This is a genomic window from Streptomyces sp. NRRL S-1022 (genome assembly GCF_000720135.1).
Lineage (GTDB): Bacteria > Actinomycetota > Actinomycetes > Streptomycetales > Streptomycetaceae > Streptomyces.
Window position 1 is genome coordinate 163,278 of sequence record NZ_JOIU01000019.1, and the last position, 21,014, is coordinate 184,291.

The 21,014-nt window shown below is 73.1% G+C and carries 17 protein-coding genes; 5 read left to right on the top strand and 12 right to left on the bottom strand.

Going from position 1 to position 21,014, the window contains the following annotated elements; genetic code table 11:
* Positions 1-162: 162 nt before the first annotated feature.
* The 3 genes from IG05_RS0126615 to IG05_RS0126625 all read right to left on the bottom strand — a co-directional run bounded on the left by IG05_RS0126615 (position 163) and on the right by IG05_RS0126625 (position 4,995).
* Positions 163-3,885 carry an AAA family ATPase gene (locus IG05_RS0126615; RefSeq protein ID WP_030346492.1) on the bottom strand — a complete coding sequence of 1,241 codons (3,723 nt, stop codon included), beginning with the start codon at positions 3,883-3,885 and terminating at the stop codon, positions 163-165.
* A 245-nt stretch (positions 3,886-4,130) separates the two neighbouring features.
* Positions 4,131-4,334, bottom strand: a complete 204-nt coding sequence (locus tag IG05_RS0126620) for a hypothetical protein (RefSeq protein ID WP_030346494.1) — start codon at positions 4,332-4,334, stop codon at positions 4,131-4,133.
* Between the two features lie 379 nt (positions 4,335-4,713).
* A complete protein-coding gene (locus IG05_RS0126625) occupies positions 4,714-4,995 on the bottom strand; it encodes an acylphosphatase (RefSeq protein ID WP_030346495.1) in 282 nt (93 codons plus the stop codon).
* A gap of 196 nt (positions 4,996-5,191) precedes the next feature.
* On the opposite strand from IG05_RS0126625, the gene IG05_RS0126630 reads away from it, so the two are divergent.
* Together IG05_RS0126630 and IG05_RS43850 are read left to right on the top strand one after the other, a co-directional pair.
* Complete coding sequence (locus IG05_RS0126630) at positions 5,192-6,412, top strand: CAP domain-containing protein (RefSeq protein WP_030346496.1); 1,221 nt, start codon at positions 5,192-5,194, stop codon at positions 6,410-6,412.
* A gap of 442 nt (positions 6,413-6,854) precedes the next feature.
* Positions 6,855-7,463, top strand: coding sequence for a DUF3566 domain-containing protein (locus IG05_RS43850; RefSeq protein WP_030346497.1), 609 nt, complete (start codon positions 6,855-6,857; stop codon positions 7,461-7,463).
* Between the two features lie 151 nt (positions 7,464-7,614).
* On the opposite strand, the gene IG05_RS0126640 is transcribed toward IG05_RS43850, so the two are convergent.
* Complete coding sequence (locus IG05_RS0126640) at positions 7,615-8,199, bottom strand: flavodoxin family protein (protein WP_030346499.1); 585 nt, start codon at positions 8,197-8,199, stop codon at positions 7,615-7,617.
* A 137-nt stretch (positions 8,200-8,336) separates the two neighbouring features.
* Here IG05_RS0126640 and IG05_RS0126645 point away from each other — a divergent pair, with 137 nt between their 5' ends.
* Positions 8,337-8,732 (top strand): winged helix-turn-helix transcriptional regulator, encoded by a 396-nt coding sequence (locus IG05_RS0126645; protein WP_030346501.1) that lies wholly within the window; start codon positions 8,337-8,339, stop codon positions 8,730-8,732.
* On the opposite strand, the gene mutM is transcribed toward IG05_RS0126645, so the two are convergent.
* The 8 genes from mutM to recG form a co-directional block, all read right to left on the bottom strand.
* The gene (gene mutM / locus IG05_RS0126650) at positions 8,705-9,565 is read right to left on the bottom strand and encodes a bifunctional DNA-formamidopyrimidine glycosylase/DNA-(apurinic or apyrimidinic site) lyase (RefSeq protein ID WP_030346503.1); all 861 of its coding nucleotides are present in this window, start codon (positions 9,563-9,565) and stop codon (positions 8,705-8,707) included. The genes IG05_RS0126645 and mutM overlap by 28 nt on opposite strands.
* Positions 9,566-9,656: 91 nt before the next feature.
* Positions 9,657-10,496: a ribonuclease III gene (gene rnc / locus IG05_RS0126655; protein ID WP_030346505.1), complete on the bottom strand. Its 840-nt coding sequence runs from the start codon at positions 10,494-10,496 to the stop codon at positions 9,657-9,659.
* Between the two features lie 19 nt (positions 10,497-10,515).
* Entirely contained in the window at positions 10,516-10,689 is a 174-nt protein-coding gene (rpmF, locus tag IG05_RS0126660; protein ID WP_003951102.1) for a 50S ribosomal protein L32, read from the bottom strand.
* Positions 10,690-10,691: 2 nt separating this feature from the next.
* Entirely contained in the window at positions 10,692-11,336 is a 645-nt protein-coding gene (locus IG05_RS0126665; protein ID WP_030346507.1) for a YceD family protein, read from the bottom strand.
* Between the two features lie 129 nt (positions 11,337-11,465).
* Positions 11,466-12,566 (bottom strand): ATP synthase F0 subunit B, encoded by a 1,101-nt coding sequence (locus tag IG05_RS0126670; RefSeq protein WP_030346509.1) that lies wholly within the window; start codon positions 12,564-12,566, stop codon positions 11,466-11,468.
* A gap of 57 nt (positions 12,567-12,623) precedes the next feature.
* Positions 12,624-13,103, bottom strand: coding sequence for a pantetheine-phosphate adenylyltransferase (coaD, locus tag IG05_RS0126675; RefSeq protein WP_030346511.1), 480 nt, complete (start codon positions 13,101-13,103; stop codon positions 12,624-12,626).
* A gap of 26 nt (positions 13,104-13,129) precedes the next feature.
* Entirely contained in the window at positions 13,130-13,717 is a 588-nt protein-coding gene (gene rsmD / locus IG05_RS0126680) for a 16S rRNA (guanine(966)-N(2))-methyltransferase RsmD (protein ID WP_030346512.1), read from the bottom strand.
* 100 nt (positions 13,718-13,817) lie between these two features.
* Positions 13,818-16,025 carry an ATP-dependent DNA helicase RecG gene (gene recG, locus IG05_RS0126685; protein ID WP_030346514.1) on the bottom strand — a complete coding sequence of 736 codons (2,208 nt, stop codon included), beginning with the start codon at positions 16,023-16,025 and terminating at the stop codon, positions 13,818-13,820.
* 198 nt (positions 16,026-16,223) lie between these two features.
* Here recG and IG05_RS0126690 point away from each other — a divergent pair, with 198 nt between their 5' ends.
* Together IG05_RS0126690 and IG05_RS0126695 are read left to right on the top strand one after the other, a co-directional pair.
* The gene (locus IG05_RS0126690; RefSeq protein WP_078894503.1) at positions 16,224-18,062 is read left to right on the top strand and encodes an HSP90 family protein; all 1,839 of its coding nucleotides are present in this window, start codon (positions 16,224-16,226) and stop codon (positions 18,060-18,062) included.
* Positions 18,059-21,013, top strand: a complete 2,955-nt coding sequence (locus tag IG05_RS0126695) for a hypothetical protein (RefSeq protein ID WP_030346517.1) — start codon at positions 18,059-18,061, stop codon at positions 21,011-21,013. The genes IG05_RS0126690 and IG05_RS0126695 overlap by 4 nt, the downstream gene beginning before the upstream one ends.
* Position 21,014 lies beyond the last annotated feature (1 nt).

Genomic DNA, 21,014 nt, shown 5'->3' on the forward strand with positions numbered 1-21,014 from the left:
ACGGCAACGCTGCCGTGTGGGGTGAGCCCTCTCAGGTGGTGACACCTGAAGGTAAAAGCAACGTTGCAGAGACTATGCCTTCAAGTTTCGAAGTCAATAGTTCAATGACTGTGAGCTTTGAGATATGCCCGAGAGGGTTGTGTTCACTTCTTGAACAGACAGTTACCGCAGACGCTGGGAGATGACCTTCGACACACCGTCACCCTGCATGGATACGCCGTAGAGCGCGTCGGCGACCTCCATCGTGCGCTTCTGGTGCGTGATCACGATCAGCTGGGAGGCCTCCTGCAGCTCCTGCATGATCCGGATCAGCCGCTGCAGGTTGGTGTCGTCCAGCGCCGCCTCGACCTCGTCCATGACGTAGAACGGGCTCGGCCGGGCCTTGAAGATCGACACCAGCAGCGCGACGGCCGTCAGCGAGCGCTCGCCGCCCGAGAGCAGGGAGAGCCGCTTGACCTTCTTGCCCGGCGGCCGCGCCTCGACGTCCACGCCCGTGGTGAGCATGTTGCCGGGGTCGGTCAGCACCAGGCGGCCCTCACCGCCCGGGAACAGCCGGCTGAAGACGCCCTCGAACTCGCGGGCGGTGTCCCGGTAGGCCTCCGTGAACACCTGCTCGACGCGCTCGTCGACCTCCTTGACCACCTGGAGCAGGTCCGCGCGGGTCTTCTTCAGGTCCTCCAGCTGCTCGCTCAGGAACTTGTGCCGCTCCTCCAGCGCCGCGAACTCCTCCAGCGCCAGCGGGTTGACCTTGCCCAGCTGCTGGTACGCCCGCTCGGCCGCCTTGAGCCGTTTCTCCTGCTCGGCGCGGACGAAGGGACGCGGCTGGTTCCGCGGGTGCTCGGGGTCCTCGGGCAGCTGCTCGCCGTCGGCGGGGGGCGCGGGCGGCACGAGCTGGTACGGGCCGTACTCCGCCACCAGTCCCTCCGGTTCGACACCCAGCTCCTCCAGCGCCCTGGTCTCCAGCTGCTCTATGCGCAGCCGCTTCTCCGCACCGAGTACCTCGCCCCGGTGAACCGAATCCGTCAACTTGTCGAGTTCGGCCTTCAGTTCACGGCCCGCCGTCCGGGCGGCGGCCAGTTCCTGCTCGCCGCGGGCCTTGGCGGCCTCGGCGGCGGAGCGCTCCTGACCGGCGCGGGCGAGGGACACCTCGACGTGCGCGAGCAGCTGCCGGGCGCCGGAGGCGACGGCCTCGGCGACCGCCGCCTCGTGGCGCAGCCGGGCCCGCCGCTGCTCGGCACGCGCGCGTGCCTCGCGCTCCGCGCGGGCCGCCCGGTCCAGCGCGTCGGCGCGGCCGGCGAGCCCCTTGACCCGCTCCTCGTGCGTACGGACCTGGAGGCGGGCCTCCATCTCGGTCTGCCGGGCGTTGGCGCCGTCGGCGGCGAGCCGGTCCCGCACCGAGGTGTCCGGCTCCTCCTCCACCGGCATCTCCTCGGCGACGGCCAGCCGCTCGGCCAGCTCCTCGGCCTCCTGCACGGCCTTCTCCAGCGCCTCCTGCGCACGGGCCGCCGCCGCGGCAGACCGCTCGGCCTCGCCGGCGGCACCCCGCGCCTGCCCGGCCAGCCGGCCGAGCTGCTGGGCCACGGCCGACTTCTCCCGGTCGGCGGCCCGCCGGCGCTCCGCGAGCTCTTCCACGAGGGCCGCGGCCCCTTCGCGCTGCCCGGCCGCGGTCCGCTGCGCTTCGGCCAGCTCCCGGCAGCGCACCTCCAGCTCGGCCAGCTCGGCGGCGGCCTCGTCCACGGAGGCCTGCACCTCCAGCAGGCTGGGGGCGCCGGCGGAGCCGCCGTGCGCGAAGTGGCCGCCGAGGAGGTCGCCCTCGGCGGTCACGGCGGTCAGCTCCGGGTGGGCGTAGACCAGGGCCTCGGCGTCGTCCAGGGTGCCCACCACGACGATGCCGCGCAGCAGCCTGCGTACGGCGGGCATGAGGTCGGCGGGGCCGCGGACGAGGTCGGCGGCGTACCGGGAGGCGGCGGGCGGCCGGCTGTCCTCGGGCGGTCGGCTGTCTGCGGGCGGTCGGCTGTCTGCGGGCGGTCGGTTGTCCGCGGGCGCGTCGTGGCTGATCGCGCCGTACCCCGCGCCCCTGCCGGGCGTCCGGCCGTCGCCGTCGGCTGACCCTCCGCCGTGGTTGCTCGCGCCGTACCCCGCGCCGCTGCGGGGTGCTTCCTCCGGGGTGCCCGACAGGAGGAGGGTCGCTCTGCCTCCGTCCTGTTTGCGCAGGAGGGTGATCGCCTCGGCCGCTGCCGCGGGGGTGGTCACGGCGATCGCGTCCGCGGCCGTGCCGAGGGCCGCGGCCAGGGGGATCTCGTAGCCCGGGGTGATGCTCAGCAGCTCGGCCGCCGGTCCCAGGATCCCGGTGAGCCGGTCGCGGGCGCCCAGCAGTATGCCGGTGCCGTCCTTGCGCCGGAGGCCCAGGGCCAGCGCCTCGTGGCGGGCCTGGGTCGCGGCGCGCCGGCGTTCGGCCGCGGTGACCGCCTCGCGGGCCGCGCTCATGGCGGTGTCGGCCTCGGCGAGCTGCCGTTTCGCGCGCTCATGCTGCTCGGCCAGGTCGGCGTCGCCGGCGTCGAGGCCGTCGACCTCGGTCTGCAGGGTCTCGTACTCCTCCTGGGCGCGCACCGCGCGTTCCTGTGCCTCGTCGCGGGCCGTGGCCAGCCGGTCGATCTCGGCCTGGGCGGAGGCGGCGCGCGAGCGGGCCGCGTTGACCTGCCCGGAGAGGCGGGCCAGCCCTTCGCGGCGGTCAGCGATGGCGCGGGCGACGTCCCTGAGCCGGCGCTCCTCGACCGCCAGCTCGCGCTCCAGTTCGGCGCGGTGGGCGACGGTGTCGTCCAGCGCGTGCTGGGCCGCTTCCAGGGCGGCCTCCAGCTCGGCCTCCTGTTCACGGACGCGGGCGGCCTCGCGCTCCAGGTCCTCCGGGTCGCGGCCGCGCCGTTCCTCGGGCGGGGCGGAGGTGGCGCTCTTGACCCGGGCGTCGGCCAGCGAGACGGTGCCGCGCACCCGCTCGGCCAGCTGGGACAGCTCGTACCAGGTCTGCTGGGCGCGCTGGAGGCGCGGGGTGAGCCGGCGGACCTCGTCCTCCAGCAGGGACTCGCGGTGCAGGGCGTTCTTCAGCTCCTGCTCGGCGGTCTCCTTGCGCTCCTTCAGGGCGGCCTCGTCGGCGATCTCGGCCCGGAGGGCTTCGCGCAGCCGGACGAGGTCGTCGGCGAGGAGGCGCAGGCGGGCGTCGCGGAGGTCGGCCTGGATGACGGCGGCCCGGCGGGCCACCGCCGCCTGGCGGCCCAGGGGCTTGAGCTGGCGGCGCAGCTCGTCGGTGAGGTCCTGGACGCGCGCGAGGTTGGCCTGCATCGCGTCCAGTTTCCGCAGCGCCTTCTCCTTGCGCTTGCGGTGCTTGAGAACGCCGGCCGCCTCCTCGATGAAGGCGCGGCGGCCCATGGGGTCGGCGTGCAGGACGGAGTCGAGCTGGCCCTGGCCGACGATGACATGCATCTCGCGGCCGATGCCGGAGTCGGAGAGGAGTTCCTGGATGTCGAGGAGGCGGCAGGTGTCGCCGTTGATCTGGTACTCGCTGCCGCCGTTGCGGAACATGATCCGCGTGATGGTGACCTCGGCGTACTCGATGGGCAGCGCCCCGTCGGAGTTGTCGATGGTCAGGGACACCTCGGCGCGGCCCAGCGGCGGGCGGCCGGTGGTGCCGGCGAAGATGACGTCCTCCATCTTGCCGCCGCGCAGCGACTTGGCGCCCTGCTCGCCCATGACCCAGCTGAGCGCGTCCACGACGTTGGACTTGCCCGAGCCGTTCGGTCCGACGACACATGTGATCCCTGGTTCGAACCGGAGCGTGGTCGCCGAGGCGAACGACTTGAAGCCGCGGAGGGTCAGGGCCTTGAGGTGCACGCCGCTGGACTCTACCCGCCGCCGCTATCTCACTCCATTAACCCTCGCAACCCCCGCGGTTTCGTCATTGAACATGCAGGGCACACCAGACGTTGAAGAGGGTGAAAGGATGCGGGGGGAAAGAAAGAAGGGACGCCGAAGCGTCCCTTGCAGACTCTGACGACTGGGTTTCAGTCGTCCGATCAACTGAGCGGTTGATACGGGCACAGATCGCTGTGACTGCTGTTGTGGAGCTTTGCAGCGAATCAGGTGAGCGCAGGCTCCGCCTGGTGTGCGTCGATGCTCTCCATGATCCTGTCCTGAGAGGCGGCAGCCGTCAGCGCTTCGTTCTCCGCCTGGATCCGACCAAGCTCGGACTCCAGGTCCTGCACGCGCTGCTGCAGCCGTCGCATCTCGGCGAGGAGTCGAGGGTCGGAGCCGCCGACGTAACCGAGAAGCGCCTTTGCCATGATGGATGGTCCTCCACACTGAGTGACCGACCGATGCGGTTGGGTCGTGAGGGATTCGCACCCGCGGTGCTTGGCACATCCGGGTGTTGCTCTGCTGTTGTTCCATGCCAAACAGCTAAGGTGCGCGGGGCTTTCAGCGTCTCACCAAAAAGTTTGACGGTCAACACGATCACGCCCTGTATTGGGGGGCGAACCGGGGTGCGCGGCCGGAAGAACGGCGGCGCTGCGACTCCTCCGGGCCCTCAGGGCGTGGCGACCAGCAGTACCAGCGGAGCCTGCCATGCCCCGCCTCTGTTGGCAACCACCAGGGCGTTTCCGTTTCCGCACATGCCCCCGGCAGCTTGCCGCGGGCCCGGACGCGGGCCCGTGCGGCCCCGGCTCAGCGGACGGCGAAGCCGTCGTAACCGCCACGGGGTGTGTCCCAGATCTCGGTGACGCCGTCCACGCGCCCGGGCGTGTCGCTGCCCTGGAGCCAGTCCAGCAAGCCCTCGCAGCCCTCCCGCGCGCCCTCCGCGACCACCTGGACCCGGCCGTCGGCCAAATTGAGAGCAAAGCCACTCAGCCCGCCGATCTCCAGCGCCTTGGCACGCGTGAACCAGCGGAAACCCACGCCCTGCACGTGTCCACGGACCCAGGCGACCAGTCGTACTTCCTCGCTCATGGGTGCAACCTAACCGGCCGGTGTCGCTCGGGACACATCGCCCCGCGACGCCATGGGGTACCGTCCGGACGCACTGAATTGCATATGAAACTCACTCGATCGAGTGAGCCGGGCCGGCCCGAGGGAGTCACTCAGCAGCGAGTCGCTCGCCCTGCGGCACCGGCTCGACCGCGAGCACGAGGAAGAGGGCAAGGACATGGGACGCCACCGACGCTCCGCCGCCGGCCGCGCCGCCACGGGCCGCGCCACGGGGGTCGGTCACGCGCAGCGCTCCGGCTCCGGAAGCGAGGACCCCTGGCTCTCGTCCGCGGGGGGACGGCAGATACCCACGGGCATCGCGCCCTACCTGAACCCGGAGGCCTACGCCGAGGCCACCGCCAAGGCGCAGGCCTACCTGTTCGCGACGGAGGACGGCCCCGCCTCCCCCTCGGACTCCGGCTCCGGCGGGCCGTCCAGCGGCCGTCGCCGGCGCGGAGGGTCCGGCCGGCCGGTGCGCGCCGGTCTGCTCGGTGTGTCGGCGGCCGTGGCCCTCGGTACGGCCGCGGTGGCCGCCGGCGTGGTGCCGGGCCTGGGCCACTACCAGCTCGGCGGCGGGAGCCGGACCACCGGCGGCGAGCAGGTGCAGGCCCCGCGCACCCCCGGCAACACGGCCAGCGAGCAGGGCGGCACCTCGGGCAGCGCCGACAGCCCGGCCCCCACGCCCGCCGGGGGCGACGCCGGGCGCCGGACCTCCCCGAGCCCGTCCGCCTCGGCCTCTCCCTCGGTCTCTCCCTCCGCCTCCGCCTCCACCTCTCCGTCCACCGCCCCGTCCCCCTCCGCTTCCAAGTCGGCGCCGGTGACGGCGCCCAAGCGGCCTTCCGCCACGGCGACCCCGTCGAAGAGGGCGGCCCCGAAGCCCGCGCCGAAGAAGACGCCGGCCCGGCGCGCCACCCCGGCCGCGCCCGCCACCCCGGCCGCGTCCGCCGAGCCGAGGAGCACCCCGTCCCGTACGGCCACCAAGGCGCCGGCGCCGGCCTCGACGCCGGTGACGGTGTCGCGGGAGGCCGCCGTCGCGGCCGAGGTGCTGAAGCTGGTCAACGAGGAGCGGGCGAAGGCCGGCCGCAGCCCGCTGGCGGCGAACTCCTCACTCACGAGGCTGGCGGAGTCGTTCAGCGACGACATGGCCGCGCGGGGCTTCTTCGACCACACCGACCCGGACGGCAGGACGCCGTGGGACCGGGCCGCGTCGGCCGGGATCACCGAACTCGGCGGCGAGAACATAGCCCGCGGCCAGGCCGACGCGGCGGCCGTGATGCAGTCCTGGATGAACAGCCCCGGCCACCGCGCCAACATACTGAACCCCGACTTCAAGACCCTCGGCGTCGGCGTCCACTTCGGCCCGGGCGGCCCTTGGTGGACGCAGGACTTCGGGTACTGAGACGCCCGCGGAACGTTCGGGTCCCGAGACGCCCGGGGACGATCGGGTACTGAGACGCCCGCGGACGTTCGGGTTCTGAGGCGACCCGGGCCGGGGGGCCAGGAGCCCGCCTGAGCCGTGTCCGGGCCGTCCCCGTGGAGTGGCGGAGAGCCTGGCGGGCGCATGCCCGTCCGATGGTGACTCACAGTCACCATCGAGATGCGCGGCCGCACATCTGCCCCTACCGTCGCAGGTGCGGACCAATCAGGGAGTGGACATGAGCCGAACCCAGCGCATCAGGACCCGCAGCACAGTCCGTACGCGGCCGTCGAGGATCGGATCCCGCAGCGTGACGGCATCGACGGTGCGCACCCCGACGGTACCCGGACCCCAGTCGCCCCGGCGGGCGCCGGCCCCTGAGCGGATTCTCCCGCACGCTCCCCCACCGCGCCGGTCCGCCCGCGTGCGCATCGTCGAGACCAACCCGTGGTCGGTCACGGTGATGAGTTTCCTCTTCCTGGGCGGGCTGGGGGCGGGTGCCCTCGGCTCGGTGCTCACCGCGTCGGTCGTTCTGGACGTCCTGATCCCGGGCGCGTGGCCGACGCCCTCCGTGACGCTGTACGTCGCCGCCGTGGTCGTCACCCTGGAGGTCTTCCTGGGCACCGCCCTGGCATGTCTGTGCAGCTTCATGTACAACTACACCGCCCAGTTCAGCGGCGGTGTCGAGGTGGCCCTGACCGATGATCCGGGCGGTGCGGCACCGGCCGCCCGGGCGCTCCGGCTCATGACGCGACTGCACACCCGCGTCCTGCAGCGGCTGCACGCCCGTCTTCCGGTCGACCTCACCGCCGCGGGGCGCCTCTCCCGGCTGCGTCACGGCGACACCCTCCGGCCCGGTGCCGAAGCCGGCCGGCTCCCCGCCCGCCGCAGCCTCCGGTCCGGGCTCCCACCCGGGCAGTCCGGGGGCGGGAAGACGGCCGCGGACCCGTCCCGTGCCCCCCTCACGCCCGGTCTCGCGGGCAACCGAGGGGACCTGGATGAAAGCGGGCGAAGAGCGAAGCCGCCCGGGTGAAACCGGACCGCTCTCCGGCGCCGTCGGCCGTCGGGCCCGGCCGCGGCCCGAGCCCCAGCCCGCGGCGTTGACCGCGACGCCGGCCGCTCACCCGCCGCGGGCCGGGACCGGCCCGCCCCTCCTCCGGGCACCGAGCCCGCTCGCGGGAGGGTTACGCGGCGGCGCGGCCGCGGGTGAAGATCTTCGCCGTCTCGGCCACCCGGCGGCCCAGGTGCTCGGCGGTGGCCACGTCGGCCTTGTGGACACCCTCCGGGCCCTGGTCGTTGTTGCTCTGGGCGGCGGCGCCGGCGAAGAAGCCGAGGCGGTTGAGGTCGTTCTCGGAGGCGGTGCTGCTGTTCCAGCCGGGGAGCAGACCGAGGTTGACCCAGTGCATGCCGTGCTGGGCGGCGAGCGTCTGGAAGAACTGCAGGGTGTGCAGCTTGTCGCCGCTCTTGGAGGCGGAGTTGGTGAAGCCGGCGGCCAGCTTGTCCTGCCAGTCCTGGCCGAACCAGCGCTTGGAGCTGGCCTCGGCGAAGACGTGGAAGGCGCCGGAGGCGGTGCCCATGTAGGTGGGCGAGCCGAACACGATCGCGTCGGAGCGGTCCAGCGTCTCCCACTGCTCCTCGGTGATCTCGTCGACCTTGATCAGGTGCACCTCCGCTCCCGCGTCGAGGGCGCCGGCGCGCACGGCCTCGGCGAGCACGGCGGTGTGGCCGTAGCCGGAGTGGTAGGCGATGGAGACGACGGGCGTGGTCATGCGGACTCCTCGGAAAAGAGCAAGGGAAGGCGGCAGCTCGGCGGAGCGAGCGGCTCGTAAGCGATGACGAAAGGAAAGCACTAACTTCTGGTTAGTGCAACCTGGCAGTGAGCGCTGCGCGGGCGTACTCTGCTGCTATGAGCGCCACCACCCAGGACCAGGACGACCTCGCCTACAACGTCTTCGCCAAGGCCTGCCCCTCGCGCGTCACGCTGGAGCACGTCACGGGCCGCTGGGGCGGGCTGACGCTCGGCGCGCTGTACGAGGGCTCGCTGCGCTTCAACGAGCTGCGCCGGCGCGTCGACGGGGTGAGCGAGAAGATGCTGTCCCAGACGCTGCACGCGCTGGAGCGCGACGGCCTGGTGCACCGCGAGGCCCAGCCGACCAACCCGCCCCGCGTGGACTACGAGCTGACGCCCCTCGGTCGGCAGGTCGCCGAACGGCTGCTGGCGCTCATCCACTGCGTGGAGGGCGCGATGGACGACGTCCTGGCGTCCCGCGCGCGTTACGACGAGACGCGCGGCGCCCTCTGACACTTCGGGCAGAAGTAGCTGGACCGGTTCATCCAGGGGCGGCGCCGCATGGGGGTGCCGCAGCGCTTGCAGGGCAGGCCCTCGCGGCCGTACGCGTCCAGGGAGCGGTCGAAGTAGCCGGACTCGCCGTTGACGTTGACGTACAGGCTGTCGAAGCTGGTGCCGCCGACGGCGAGGGCCGCGTTCATCACGTCCCGGATGTGCCCGAGCAGCTCCGCCGTGGCCGGGCGGGTGAAGGTGGCCGTCGGGCGTTCGTAGTGCAGGCGGGCGCGCCACAGGGCCTCGTCCGCGTAGATGTTGCCGACCCCGCTGATCAGCGACTGGTCCAGCAGGGCCCGCTTGATGGTGGTCCGCTTGCGGCGCAGCGCCTGGTGGAAGGCCTCGTCGTCGAAGAGCGGGTCGAGGGGGTCGCGGGCGATGTGCGCGATGACGTCGGGCAGGCCCTCGGGGGTGTTGTCGTGCAGCGACAGACCGCCGAAGGTGCGCTGGTCGACGAAGCGGAGTTCGGTGCCGACGGTGTCGGCGAACCGGACCCGGATGCGCAGGTGCTTCTCGTCCGGCGCCTCGTGCGGCTGGACCAGCAGCTGGCCGCTCATGCCGAGGTGGGCGAGGACGGACTGGTTCGTCTCCTCCAGCGGCAGCCAGAGATACTTGCCGCGCCGCCGGGGGGTGCCGATGTGGTGCCCCTTGAGCCGGTGCGCGAAGTCCTCCGGGCCGGCGACGTGCCGGCGCACGGCACGCGGGTGCAGCACCTCGGTCTCGGCGACGGTCCGGTGCGCGACCCAGCGCTCCAGGCCCCGCCGGACGACCTCGACCTCGGGCAACTCGGGCATCGGGCCCCCTGTCAGAACCGTACGGACCGGTGGACGAACCGAGCGCCCGTCCCGGCGTCGACGGCCGGGCGGGCGCTCGCGTCCTGCTTGCTCAGGCGGTGGCGGACGACGGGTCTCCGCCCGCGAGGGCTTCGTCGGCCGTCTCCCTCACGGGTTCCTCGGCCGGCTCCTTGGCCGCCGTGGCCGCCTCCTTGGCCGCCTCGGCCCGCTCGTCCGCGGCGGCCCGGATGGACCGCCAGGCGGACTCGGCGGCTTGCTGCTCCGCCTCCTTCTTGCTGCGGCCGGTGCCGGTGCCGTACGAGACGCCTCCGACGCGGGCGGCAGCAGTGAAGGTCTTCTCGTGGTCGGGGCCGGTCTCCGTGACCAGGTACTCGGGCACGCCGAGCCCCTCGATCGCGGTCAGCTCCTGGAGCGACGTCTTCCAGTCCAGGCCGGCGCCCAGGTTGGAGGACTTCTCGATCAGCGGGTCGAACAGGCGGTGCACCAGTTCGGAGGCCGCGTCGAGGCCCTGGTCGAGATAGACCGCACCGATCACCGCTTCCAGGGTGTCGGCGAGGATGGATGCCTTGTCCCGGCCGCCCGTGCCCTCTTCACCCCGGCCGAGCCGGATGAAGGCGCCCAGGTCGAGACCGCGACCCACTTCCGCCAGCGCACGCGAGTTGACCACCGCGGCCCGCAACTTGGCCAGCTGGCCTTCGGGCAGGTCGGGGTGGGTGCGGTACAGCGTGTCCGTGACGACGAGGCCGAGCACGGAGTCTCCGAGGAACTCCAGCCGCTCGTTCGTCGGCAGACCGCCGTTCTCGTACGCGTAGGAACGGTGGGTCAGCGCACGCACCAGAAGGGCGGACTCCAGCTGATAGCCGAGCCGCCCTTCCAGAAGCGTGTGGGACGAGGCCTGGTTGTCCGCTGAGTTCTTCTTCGGCGTGGACACAGTGCCTCTCACCAGCCGCTCAGACCTCGAGGACCTGGCGCTTGTTGTAGGTGCCGCACGACGGGCACGCGATGTGCTGCTGCTTGGGCTCGTGGCAGCGCTCGCACGCAACCAGGGTGGGGACCGCAGCCTTCCACTGCGACCGGCGGTGGCGCGTGTTGCTGCGCGACATCTTCCGCTTCGGAACAGCCACGGCTACTTCTCCTGCTTCTCGTCGACGCCCGCTTCGGCGCCGCTCATCTCGTCCTTCTCGCCGTCCGTCGTCGAACCGGCGAGTCCCTGCAAAGCCGCCCAACGGATGTCGACGGCGTCATGGTGGTGGTCCGGGTCGTCCGCGAGCCGCACTCCGCACTCGGAGCACAGGCCCGGGCAGTCGTCCTGGCACACCGGCTGCATCGGCAGTGCGAGCACCACCGCATCACGCAGCACGGGTTCGAGGTCGAACAGGCCGTCCTCGATGAAGAACCTGTCCTCGTCGTCCTCGGCGTCGTCGCCCGGTTCCGCGATCACACGGCCCCGGTCGTCGGCGTCAGGGTACGAGAACAGCTCCTGGAAGTCCGCTTCGAGCTCCAGCTCGACCGGCTCCAGACACCTTACGCACTCCCCCTCGGCCGCTGCACGGGCGGTGCCTGTGACAAGCACCCCTTCCAGGACCGACTCGAGGCGGAGGTCGAGTTCCACCGGGGCGCCCTCCGGCACTCCGATGACCCCCTGGATGCCGAGATCCCTCGGAGCGTCGATCTCGCGGGTCAGGCGCTGCAGCGCGCCAGGACGCCGACCCAGCTCGTGCGTATCGAACACGAGGGGGTTGCGGTGGTCGAGGCGGGCGTTGGAAGCCATTCCTGCTTTCGATCTGCGAACTCGGAGGGACGCCGCCCGCAGGTGTTCCGGGCAGCGGCGATCGCGGATATACGCGCGACCGAAGAGCCAGGATACTTGACCTTTCGCTCAGCGCCCAATCCGGTGCGGCTACAGGCCCCGGCCCTGCTCGTACGCCCTCAGCTGCTCCGCGCTGATCATGCTCGTGTCGAAGAGGCTGGTCTCGTCGAGGGCGTAGCCCTGCTGCGGGTCCTCCTGCCGGCCCTGCTGCTGGGGCTGCTGGGGCTGGGGCTGGTGCGACCCGTGGGTCTGCTGCGGGTCGTAGGCGGCCTGCTGGGGCTCGTAGCCGGGGTACGCGTAGGGGTCGGCCTGCTGGTAGCCGTACGGGTCCTGCTGCGGGGCGTACTCCGGCTGCCGCGGGAAGCCCCCGTACGGGTCCGGCTGCTGCTCGTAGCCGTAGGCGGGCTGCGGGGCGTACGACGGCTGGGCCGGCTCCGGCCGCTCCTGCTGCCGTTCCGCCGCGCGGTCGCTGTCCGCGAGGGCGGCGAGGTCGGCGAGGTAGTCGGCGTCACTGGAGTGCTGGAAGGTCGTTGTGTCGTCGGCGAGGGCGCCGAGGTCGTCGGTGGCGATCCGGCCGTGCAGCTTCTGCCGGCCGCGGCCGACGGCCTCCAGGGTCTTGGCGAGGACCGCCTCGAAGGCGCCGAGCTTGGCGTCGACGTACTGGTCGGCGTTCTGGCGCAGGGTCTGCGGGTCGTGGCTGCGCTCGGGGGCGTCGTCGTCCTCGTAGCCGTTCTCGTCCAGGCCGGGGCCGGTGCCGAGGAGCTTCTCGCGGCCGCGGCCGACGGAGCCGAGGGTCTTGGTGAGGACGACCTCGAAGTTGGCGAGCTTGGAGTCGACGTAGTCGTCGGCCTCGGCGCGGATCTCCTCGGCCTCCTGGCGGGCCTCGGCGAGGATCCGGTCGGCCTCGGCCTGGGAGCGGCGGGCGATCTCGGTGTCGGAGATCAGCGAACCGCGCTCCGCGTGCGCGTTCTCGATGATCCGCTCGGCCTCCAGCCGGGCCTGCTCGACCATCTGCTCACGGCCGCCGATCAGCTCCTGCGCCTGGGCGAGGGAGCCGGGCAGCGCCTGGCGCAGCTCTTCGAGCATCGCGAGCAGCTCGGCGCGGTTGACCACGCACGACGCCGACATGGGCATGGACCGGGCGCCCGAGACCGTGGAGACGATCTCGTCGAGCTTCTTCTGCACGTCCACCTGTGCTCGCCACTCTCTACAGCCGGGTTGGAGACGGACGGGACGACTGTAGCCCCATCAGTCCTTGCGCAGGCGTTCGTTCAGGGCCTCCATCACGGGGGCGGGCACCAGGTGGGAGACGTCGCCGCCCCAGGCCGCGACCTCCTTGACGAGGGAGGAGGAGAGGAAGCTGTAGGTGGGGTTGGTGGGCACGAACAGCGTTTCGACGCCGGTGAGGCCGACGTTCATCTGGGCCATCTGGAGTTCGTAGTCGAAGTCGCTGACGGCGCGCAGGCCCTTGACGATGGCGGGGATGTCGCGCTGCTTGCAGAAGTCGACGAGGAGGCCGTGGAAGGCCTCGACCCGGACGTTGGTGTAGTCGGTGGTGACCTGGCGGATCAGCTCGATCCGCTCCTCGATCTCGAACAGGCCCTTCTTGGACTTGTTGATCATCACCGCGACGTAGACCTCGTCATAGAGACGGGAGGCCCGGGCGATGATGTCGAGGTGTCCGTTGGTGATCGGGTCGAACGACCCGGGACAGACGGCGCGGCGCACTTGTGATCCCTCGCTCTCCGGTCCGGTCATCGTGCGTCTTCGCACGTAGAGGCGGCGCGACCGTACCAAAACGTTCCCTCGCCGTAGCGACGGGACTTGATCGCCTCGAAACCGTCCGGCCAGTGGAATGCGCCGCCTCTGGTGCTGCGCTCCACGGTGACGAGCGCTTGCTCAGCGAGCCAGCCTTCCGAGGCGAGTGTGAGCAGAATCTCCCGAAGATCGTCGTCCGTGACGGCGTACGGCGGGTCGAGAAAGACCAGGTCGTACGGCGCCTCCGGGGCGGGCTGGCGGATGATCTGTTCCGCTTTGCCCGCTCTGACCTCGGCGCCGGGCAGGCCCAGGCTCCGCACGTTCTCCCTCACGATCCGCGCGGCGCGGGCGTCCGCCTCGACCAGCAGGGTGTGGCCCGCGCCCCGGGACAGGGCCTCCAGGCCCACGGCGCCCGAGCCGGCGTAGAGGTCGAGGACCCGCTCGCCGTCCAGGGGGCCGCCGAGGAGGGACTGCCAGGTGGAGAAGAGACCTTCGCGGGCACGGTCTGACGTCGGCCGGGTTCCGGTGCCGGGCGGTACCGCGAGGCGACGGCCTCCTGCCCTGCCGGCGATCACGCGGGTCATCTTCAGTCCTTGTCCGGGGGTGGTTAGGGATTCAGTCTGGCAGGCGGTCCGTCGTGGTCGCCCGCGAGGTGGCCCGCGTCCCCCTCGGGGACGCGGCACCTCAGCCCTTCTCCAGGTACTGCTCCCTCTCCTCGTCCAGGAGGGCCTCCAACGCCGTCCGCAGACCCGGGAGCCGTTCCAGCTCGGGGTCGGCCGCCACGACCGCCGCCGCTTCCTCCCTCGCCTCGGCGATGACCTCCTCGTCCTCGATGACCGCCAGGACCCGGAGGCTGGAGCGGGCGCCGGACTGGGCCTGGCCGAGGACGTCGCCCTCGCGGCGCTGTTCGAGGTCGATGCGGGAGAGTTCGAAGCCGTCGAGGGTGGAGGCGACGGCTCCCAGGCGCTGGCGGGCGGCGGCGGCCTCGGGCATCTCGGTGACCAGGAGGCACAGACCGGGGGCGGAGCCGCGGCCGACCCGGCCGCGCAGCTGGTGGAGCTGGGAGACGCCGAAGCGGTCGGCGTCCATGATGACCATGGCCGTGGCGTTGGGGACGTTGACGCCGACCTCGATCACGGTGGTGGCGACCAGGACGTCGGTCTCGCCGGCGGCGAAGCGGCGCATGACGGCGTCCTTGTCGTCCGGGTGCATCCGGCCGTGCAGCACCTCGACCCTCAGGCCCTTGAGGGGGCCGCGGCCCAGCTGGTCGGCCACGTCGAGGACCGCGAGCGGCGGGCGCTTCTCCGCCTCGTCCTCGGCCGACTTCTTCTTGCCGGCCTTCTTCGGGTCGTCCTCCTCGTCGCCGATGCGCGGGCACACCACGTACGCCTGGTGGCCGTTCGCCACCTCCTCGCGCACCCGCTCCCAGGCGCGGGCGAGGAAGTGGGGCTTGTCGGCGGCCGGGACGACATGGCTGGCGATCGGGGAGCGGCCGGCCGGGAGCTGGTCGAGGACCGAGGTCTCCAGGTCGCCGAAGACCGTCATCGCGACCGTGCGCGGGATCGGGGTGGCCGTCATGACGAGCAGGTGCGGGGGCTGTTTGCCCTTGCCGCGCAGGGCGTCGCGCTGTTCGACGCCGAAGCGGTGCTGTTCGTCCACCACGACCAGGCCGAGGTCGTGGAACTGGACCTTGTCCTCGATGAGGGCGTGGGTGCCGATGACGATGCCCGCCTCGCCGGTGGCCAGGTCGAGCAGGGCCTGACGGCGGGCGGCGGTGCCCATGGAGCCGGTGAGCAGGGTGACCTTGGTGGCGTGCTCGGCGCCGCCCAGCATCCCGCCCTCGGCGAGTTCGCCCATCATCTCGGTGACCGAGCGGTGGTGCTGCTGGGCGAGGACCTCGGTGGGCGCGAGCATGGCCGCCTGGCCGCCGGCGTCGACCACGGCGAGCATGGCGCGCAGGGCCACCAGGGTCTTGCCGGAGCCGACCTCTCCTTGCAGCAGCCGGTGCATCGGGTGGGTGGCGGCCAGGTCGGCGAAGATCTCCGCGGAGACCTTCTGCTGGCCCTCGGTGAGGGTGAACGGGAGGCGGTCGTCGAAGGCCGCGAGGAGACCGTCGGCCGCCGGGACGCGGGGGACGGCGGGCAGCAGGGTGTCGGCGTGCCGGCGGCGGGCCAGGGCGACCTGGAGGACGAAGGCCTCGTCCCACTTCAGGCGGTCGCGGGCGGCGGCGACGTCGGCCTTGGTGTGCGGGCGGTGGATCTTGAGCAGGGCCTCGGGGAGCGGGAGCAGGCCGCGGCCGGCGCGGAGGGAGTCCGGGAGCGGGTCGAGGGCCTCCTGGGCGCTGGGCAGGACCGTCTGCACCGCCTTGCCGATCTTCCAGGACTCCAGTTTGGCGGTGGCGGGGTAGAGGGGGATCAGGGCGCCGGCCCAGGTCTCGATCGCCTCCTCGCCCTCCCCTCGGAGCAGCTCGTAGGCCGGGTGGGCGAGTTGGAGGCGGCGGTTGAAGAGGGAGACCTTGCCGGCGAACATCGCGCGGGTGCCCGGCAGCAGCTCCTTGTGCGGCTTGTGGACGCCGTTGCCGAAGAACACGAGCTGGAGCCGGCCGCTGCCGTCGGTGATGGTGACCTCAAGGCGCTGGCCCTTGCCGCGGGGGGCCTTGGCCGAGGCGAAGGTGTGCAGGCGGGCGTCGGCGACCTGGGCGACCACCGTGACGTGCTCGTCCATGGGGAGGTCGGCGAGGTGGGTGAGCTGGCCGCGCTCCTCGTATCTGCGGGGATAGTGGTGCAGGAGGTCGCCGACGGTGTGCAGGCCGAGGTGCTCGGCCATCACCTTCGCGGTGGCGGGGCCGAGCACCTTCTTGAGCGGTTCTTGCAGTGCGGGCACGAGATCCATTGCACACCACGGCACTGACAATGCCGTAGACGCTGTCCCGGCCGTTCCGCCCGAGGCGCTGTAAACATCAGGGAAACTCCTGGTCAGGCGGGCTTTTCCGGCTTAGGATGGCGCGCTCCGGCCATCCTTCGCGGTCACCGCCCCGACGGGACCGCCCGACCCCGCGCCGCACGCACGCCCCCCTCCGGCGCAGTGACGATGGACTCCCAGACCTCTCAGGCACCCCAGGCATCCCAGTCACCCCACCCACCTCACAGCTTCCAGGTCGACCTGCGCGGCCTGGTGGACCTGCTCTCCCACCACCTCTACTCCAGCCCCAAGGTCTACCTGCGCGAGCTGCTGCAGAACGCCGTGGACGCCGTCACCGCCCGCCGGGCCGCCGAACCGGACGCCCCGGCGCGGATCCGGCTGCACGCGGCGGACGGCGCCCTGCGCGTGGAGGACACCGGCGTCGGACTCACCGAGCCGGACGTGCACAGCCTGCTGGCCACCATCGGACGCAGCTCCAAACGGGCCGAGGGCCTGCACGAGGCCCGGGCGGACTTCCTCGGCCAGTTCGGCATCGGACTGCTGGCCTGCTTCGTCGTCGCCGAGCGGATCCGCGTGGTCAGCCGCAGCGCCCGTACGCCCGGGGCGCCGCCCGTGGAGTGGACGGCCCGGGACGACGGCTCGTACACCGTGCGCACGCTGCCCGACGCCGAGCGGCCCGAGCCGGGCACGACGGTGTACCTGACGGCGCGGGCCGGCGCCGCCGAGTGGCTGGCGCCCGAGCGGGTCCGCGACCTGGCCCGGGACTTCGGCTCGCTGCTGCCCTACGACGTCCGGGTCGGCGACGAGCCGGTCACCGACCTGCCCGCGCCCTGGGACCGGGCCCACCCGAGTCCCGCCGGGCGGCGGGTGGCGCTGGCCCGGCACTGCCGGGAGCTGTTCGGCTTCACCCCGCTGGACTCGATCGACCTGGACGTGCCGCTGGCCGGGATCCGCGGGGTGGCGTACGTGCTGCCGGCGGCGGTCAGCCCGGCCCGGCGGGCCGGCCACCGGGTGCACCTGAAGGGCATGCTGCTCACCGAGCGGGCCGAACAGCTGCTTCCCGACTGGGCGTTCTTCGTGCGCTGCGTCCTGGACACCGACAGCCTGCGGCCCACCGCCTCGCGCGAGGCGCTGTACGAGGACGAGACGCTCGCCGCCGTGCGGGACGCGCTCGGGACGCGGATCCGGTCGTGGCTGACCGGGCTCGCCGCCGGTGACCCGGAGCGGCTGTCGGCCTTCCTCGCCGTGCACCACCTGGGAGTGAAGTCCCTGGCCAGGCATGACGGGGAGATGCTGCGCACGATGCTGCCGTGGCTGCCGTTCGAGACGACCGACGGGCAGCTGTCCCTGGAGGAGTTCGCGCGGCGGCACCCGGTGGTGCACTTCACCCGGACCGTCGAGGAGTACCGGCAGGTCGCGCCGATCGCCTCGGCGCAGGGCGTCGGCGTGGTCAACGGCGGCTACACCTACGACAGCGAGCTGGTCGAGGCGCTGCCGCGGGTGCGGCCGGGGACGGTGGTCGCCGAGCTGGACGCGGACACCGTGACCGCCCACCTGGACGCCGTCGACCCGGGCGAGGAGCTGGCGCTGGCCGGTTTCCTGGCCACCGCGCGCGCGACCCTCGATCCCCTGGGCTGTGACGTCGTCCTGCGGGCCTTCCACCCCCTCTCCGTGCCCGCGCTGCACCTGGACGACCGGGCCGCCCGGCACGAGCAGGCCCGCGCGGCGGCCGAGGAGCAGGCCGACGACCTGTGGGCGGGAATCCTGGGCTCGCTGCGCGGCGGCGCCCCGCGCGCGCGTCTGGTGCTCAACCACCTCAACCCGCTGGTCCGGCGCATCGGTTCGCTCGGCGACCCGGACCTGATCGGCACCGCCACCGAGTCGCTGTACGGACAGGCCCTGCTGATGGCCCAGCGCCCGCTGCGGCCGGCCGACTCGGCGCTGCTGAACCGGGCGTTCATCGGGCTGCTCGCCTGGGCGACCCACGGGGAGGAGGACGGACGATGAGCGGGATCACCGACTTCGACGCGCTGCGCCGGGCGCTGGCGGCGAACTCCGCGGAACCGGAGGGGCCGGCCCGCAACGCGCGCGCGGAGCAGCTGCTGGCCGAGGCCGAGCAGTTGAACGTCCCGCTCGCCGTGATCGAGGCGCTCGGGCACCAGCTGAAGGTCTACAACTACAGCTCCGAGAAGGATAAGATGTTCGTCCCGTTCGCGCGGCTGCTGCGCCTGTGGGACGAACGGCCGGAGGACTTCGACGAGGACGAGGCGCACTCGCTGCACTGGGTCTTCAAGTGGATGTCGGCGGGCATGCTGGACCAGCCGCACGTCCCGCTCGCCTCGGTCGAGAAGTGGCTCGGCGAGATGGAGCACCGCTACCGGCTCGCCGGGTACTCGGAACGCGCGGTGCGCAGTGCCGAGTTGAGTGTGGCCGCGCACATCGGGGACCTCCCGCGCGCGGAACGGGCGTACGCGGCGTGGCTGGCCGCCGACCGGGACCGGATGGCCGACTGCCCCGCCTGCGAGCTGCACGCGCAGGGCGTCTGGCAGGTGCGGTGCGGCAGGGACGCCGAGGCTCTGGAGCTGTGGCGGCCGGTGCTGGAGGGCGAGTTCGCCTGCGCGCACGAGCCGCACACGGTGCTCGCCTCCTCGCTGGCCCCGCTGCTGCGCCTCGGCCGCACCGAGGAGGCCCGGGCCCACCATCTGCGCGGGGTCCGGCTGGTGCGGCCCATGGAGAGCATGCGCGGCGCGTACGCCGACCACGTGGAGTTCTGCGCGCTGACCGGGAACGAGGCGCGCGGTCTCGAACTGCTGGCCGAGCGGCCGGCGTACTTCACGGACACCGGGCATCCGAGCAGCCGGCTGGACTTCATGGCCGTGGTGACGCTGCTCATGGACCGGCTGACCGAGCTGGGTCTCGGCGGGCAGCGGGTGCCGGGGCCGGCCGGGCGGACCTGGACCGCGCGGGAACTCGGTGAGCACGCGCGCGCGGAGGCCGAGGAACTCGCCGAGCGGTTCGACCGCCGCAACGGCACGTCCGCGGTCGGCGACCGGATCCGCGCGCGGATGGCCCGGCGCCCGCTGGCGGAGCGGCTGCCGCTGGGCGTGCGTACGGTCCGCCCCGCTCCGGCGCCGGTGGCCGCGCCCCCGGCACCGGAGGCCCCCGAGGAGCCCGGCGTGGCCGCCCTGCTCGCCGAGGCCCGGCGGCTGTCGGACACCCTGCGGCCGCACGCCCTGGAGGCGTGGGCGGCCCTCGCGCGGGCCGTACCGGACGGCGCCGGTCTCGAACCGCGTGCCCGCGCGGAGATCGCCGACCACGAGGCGATGGCCCGCGGCCCCGAGGGAGTCCCCCTGTTCGACCGGGCGGCGGAGCTGTACGCGGAGGCGGGCGACCCCGGGGAGGCGCTGGCGGCACGCGCGCGTGGGGCGTACGTCCGCGCGCTGGCAGGAGAGGTGGAGGCGGCCCTCGCCGCGGTCACCGGCCTGTACGACGAGGTGCTCGCGCTGTACGCCGCCGGGGGCACCGGGGTGCGGCAGACCGCGTCGGTGGTGATGGGCCGGGCGCGGATCCTGATGCGGCGGGTGCACGAGGCCGCCGGCCGGGGCGCCGAACGGGAGGCCGGGCAGGCCGTCGGGGACGCCGAGGCGGCGGTGCGGGAGGTGCTGGCGCTCGTCGAGGGACACGGCGGGGACGATGTGCGGCTGGCGGCACGGGCCGCCGAGGCGCGGGCGATGCTCGCCGAACTCGCCGCGCTCACCGGGGACGCGGAGCGGGCGGCGGACCTGTTCCGGCGGGCCGCCGACGGGTACGTGACGGCCGGGCTGCCGTGGTTCGCGGTCGAGTACGAGGTGCAGGTCGCCGCCCTGGCCCACCAGGCCGGTGACCCGGCCGGGGCCGAGCGGGCACTGCGGGCGGCCCTGGAGCACGGCGGGCCGTACGTGGAGCCGGTCGGGCGGGCCCAGCTGCACCTCCAGCTCGCCGAGGTGCTCGGCGGCCGGGACGCGCCCGCCGAGGCGGCCGAGCACGCGCTGGAGGCCGCGCACTGGGCCGACGAGGCCGGCGAGAGCGGCACCCTGGGCGCGTGGGCGCGGCAGCAGCTGGGCGGTTTCCTGCTGCGCCGGGGCCGGTACGCGGAGGCCGCCGAGGTGCTGGAGTCCGCGCTGGCCGACCTGAGCGCCGAGACGCACGGTGACGGGCTGGTGGTGCAGGCCCGCTGGTGGCTCGGGGACTGCCTGGGCGAGCTGGGCGAGCACCGGGCCGCCGCGGAACAGCGGCTCAAGGCCGCGGAGCTGGCCCGGCACTGGCCGGAGCAGCAGGACCACGCCACCCTCGCCCACCTCGCGGCCGAGTCGCTGGGCAGCGCGGGGCTGGACGAGGAGGCGGACCGGGCCTACGCGCGCGCGGGCGATCTGTGGCGCACGCTCGGCAACGCCCAGTTCCTGGTCCGCTCGCTGCGCGCCCGGGCCTGGCTGGCGCTGGGCGGGGAGCGCGGGGCGGGGCACGCCCGCGCGCTGATGGCGGAGGCGGTCCGGGAGGGCGAGGCGGCACTGGCGGCGGCGCGGGGCGCGGACCGGGAGGAGCCGGCCGCGGAACTGGGCGGCACCCACCGGCAGTTCGCGGAGCTGCTGGCCCGCTCGGCGTCCGAGGAGGCCGAGGACGCGGCGATCCGGGCCGCGTTCGAGGCGGCGCTGGAGCAGATGACCCGGGCCGTGTCGGTGTTCGCCGGGCTCGGCGCGGCCGGGCTGCACGGCCGTACCGGAGCGGAACTGGGCGCGGGCTGGCTGGAGGCGGACCTCGGCCGTCCGGCGCGGGCGGCGGCACACGCGCGTGCGGTGCTCGCGGCCTACGAGGGCGCCGACGACACCGACGAGACGGTCCGCACCCGGCGCGAGGAGGCGACCCAGATGCTGGAGGCGGTGCGAGAGGCGTCGGCACCGGAGGAGCCGGAACAGGGCTGAC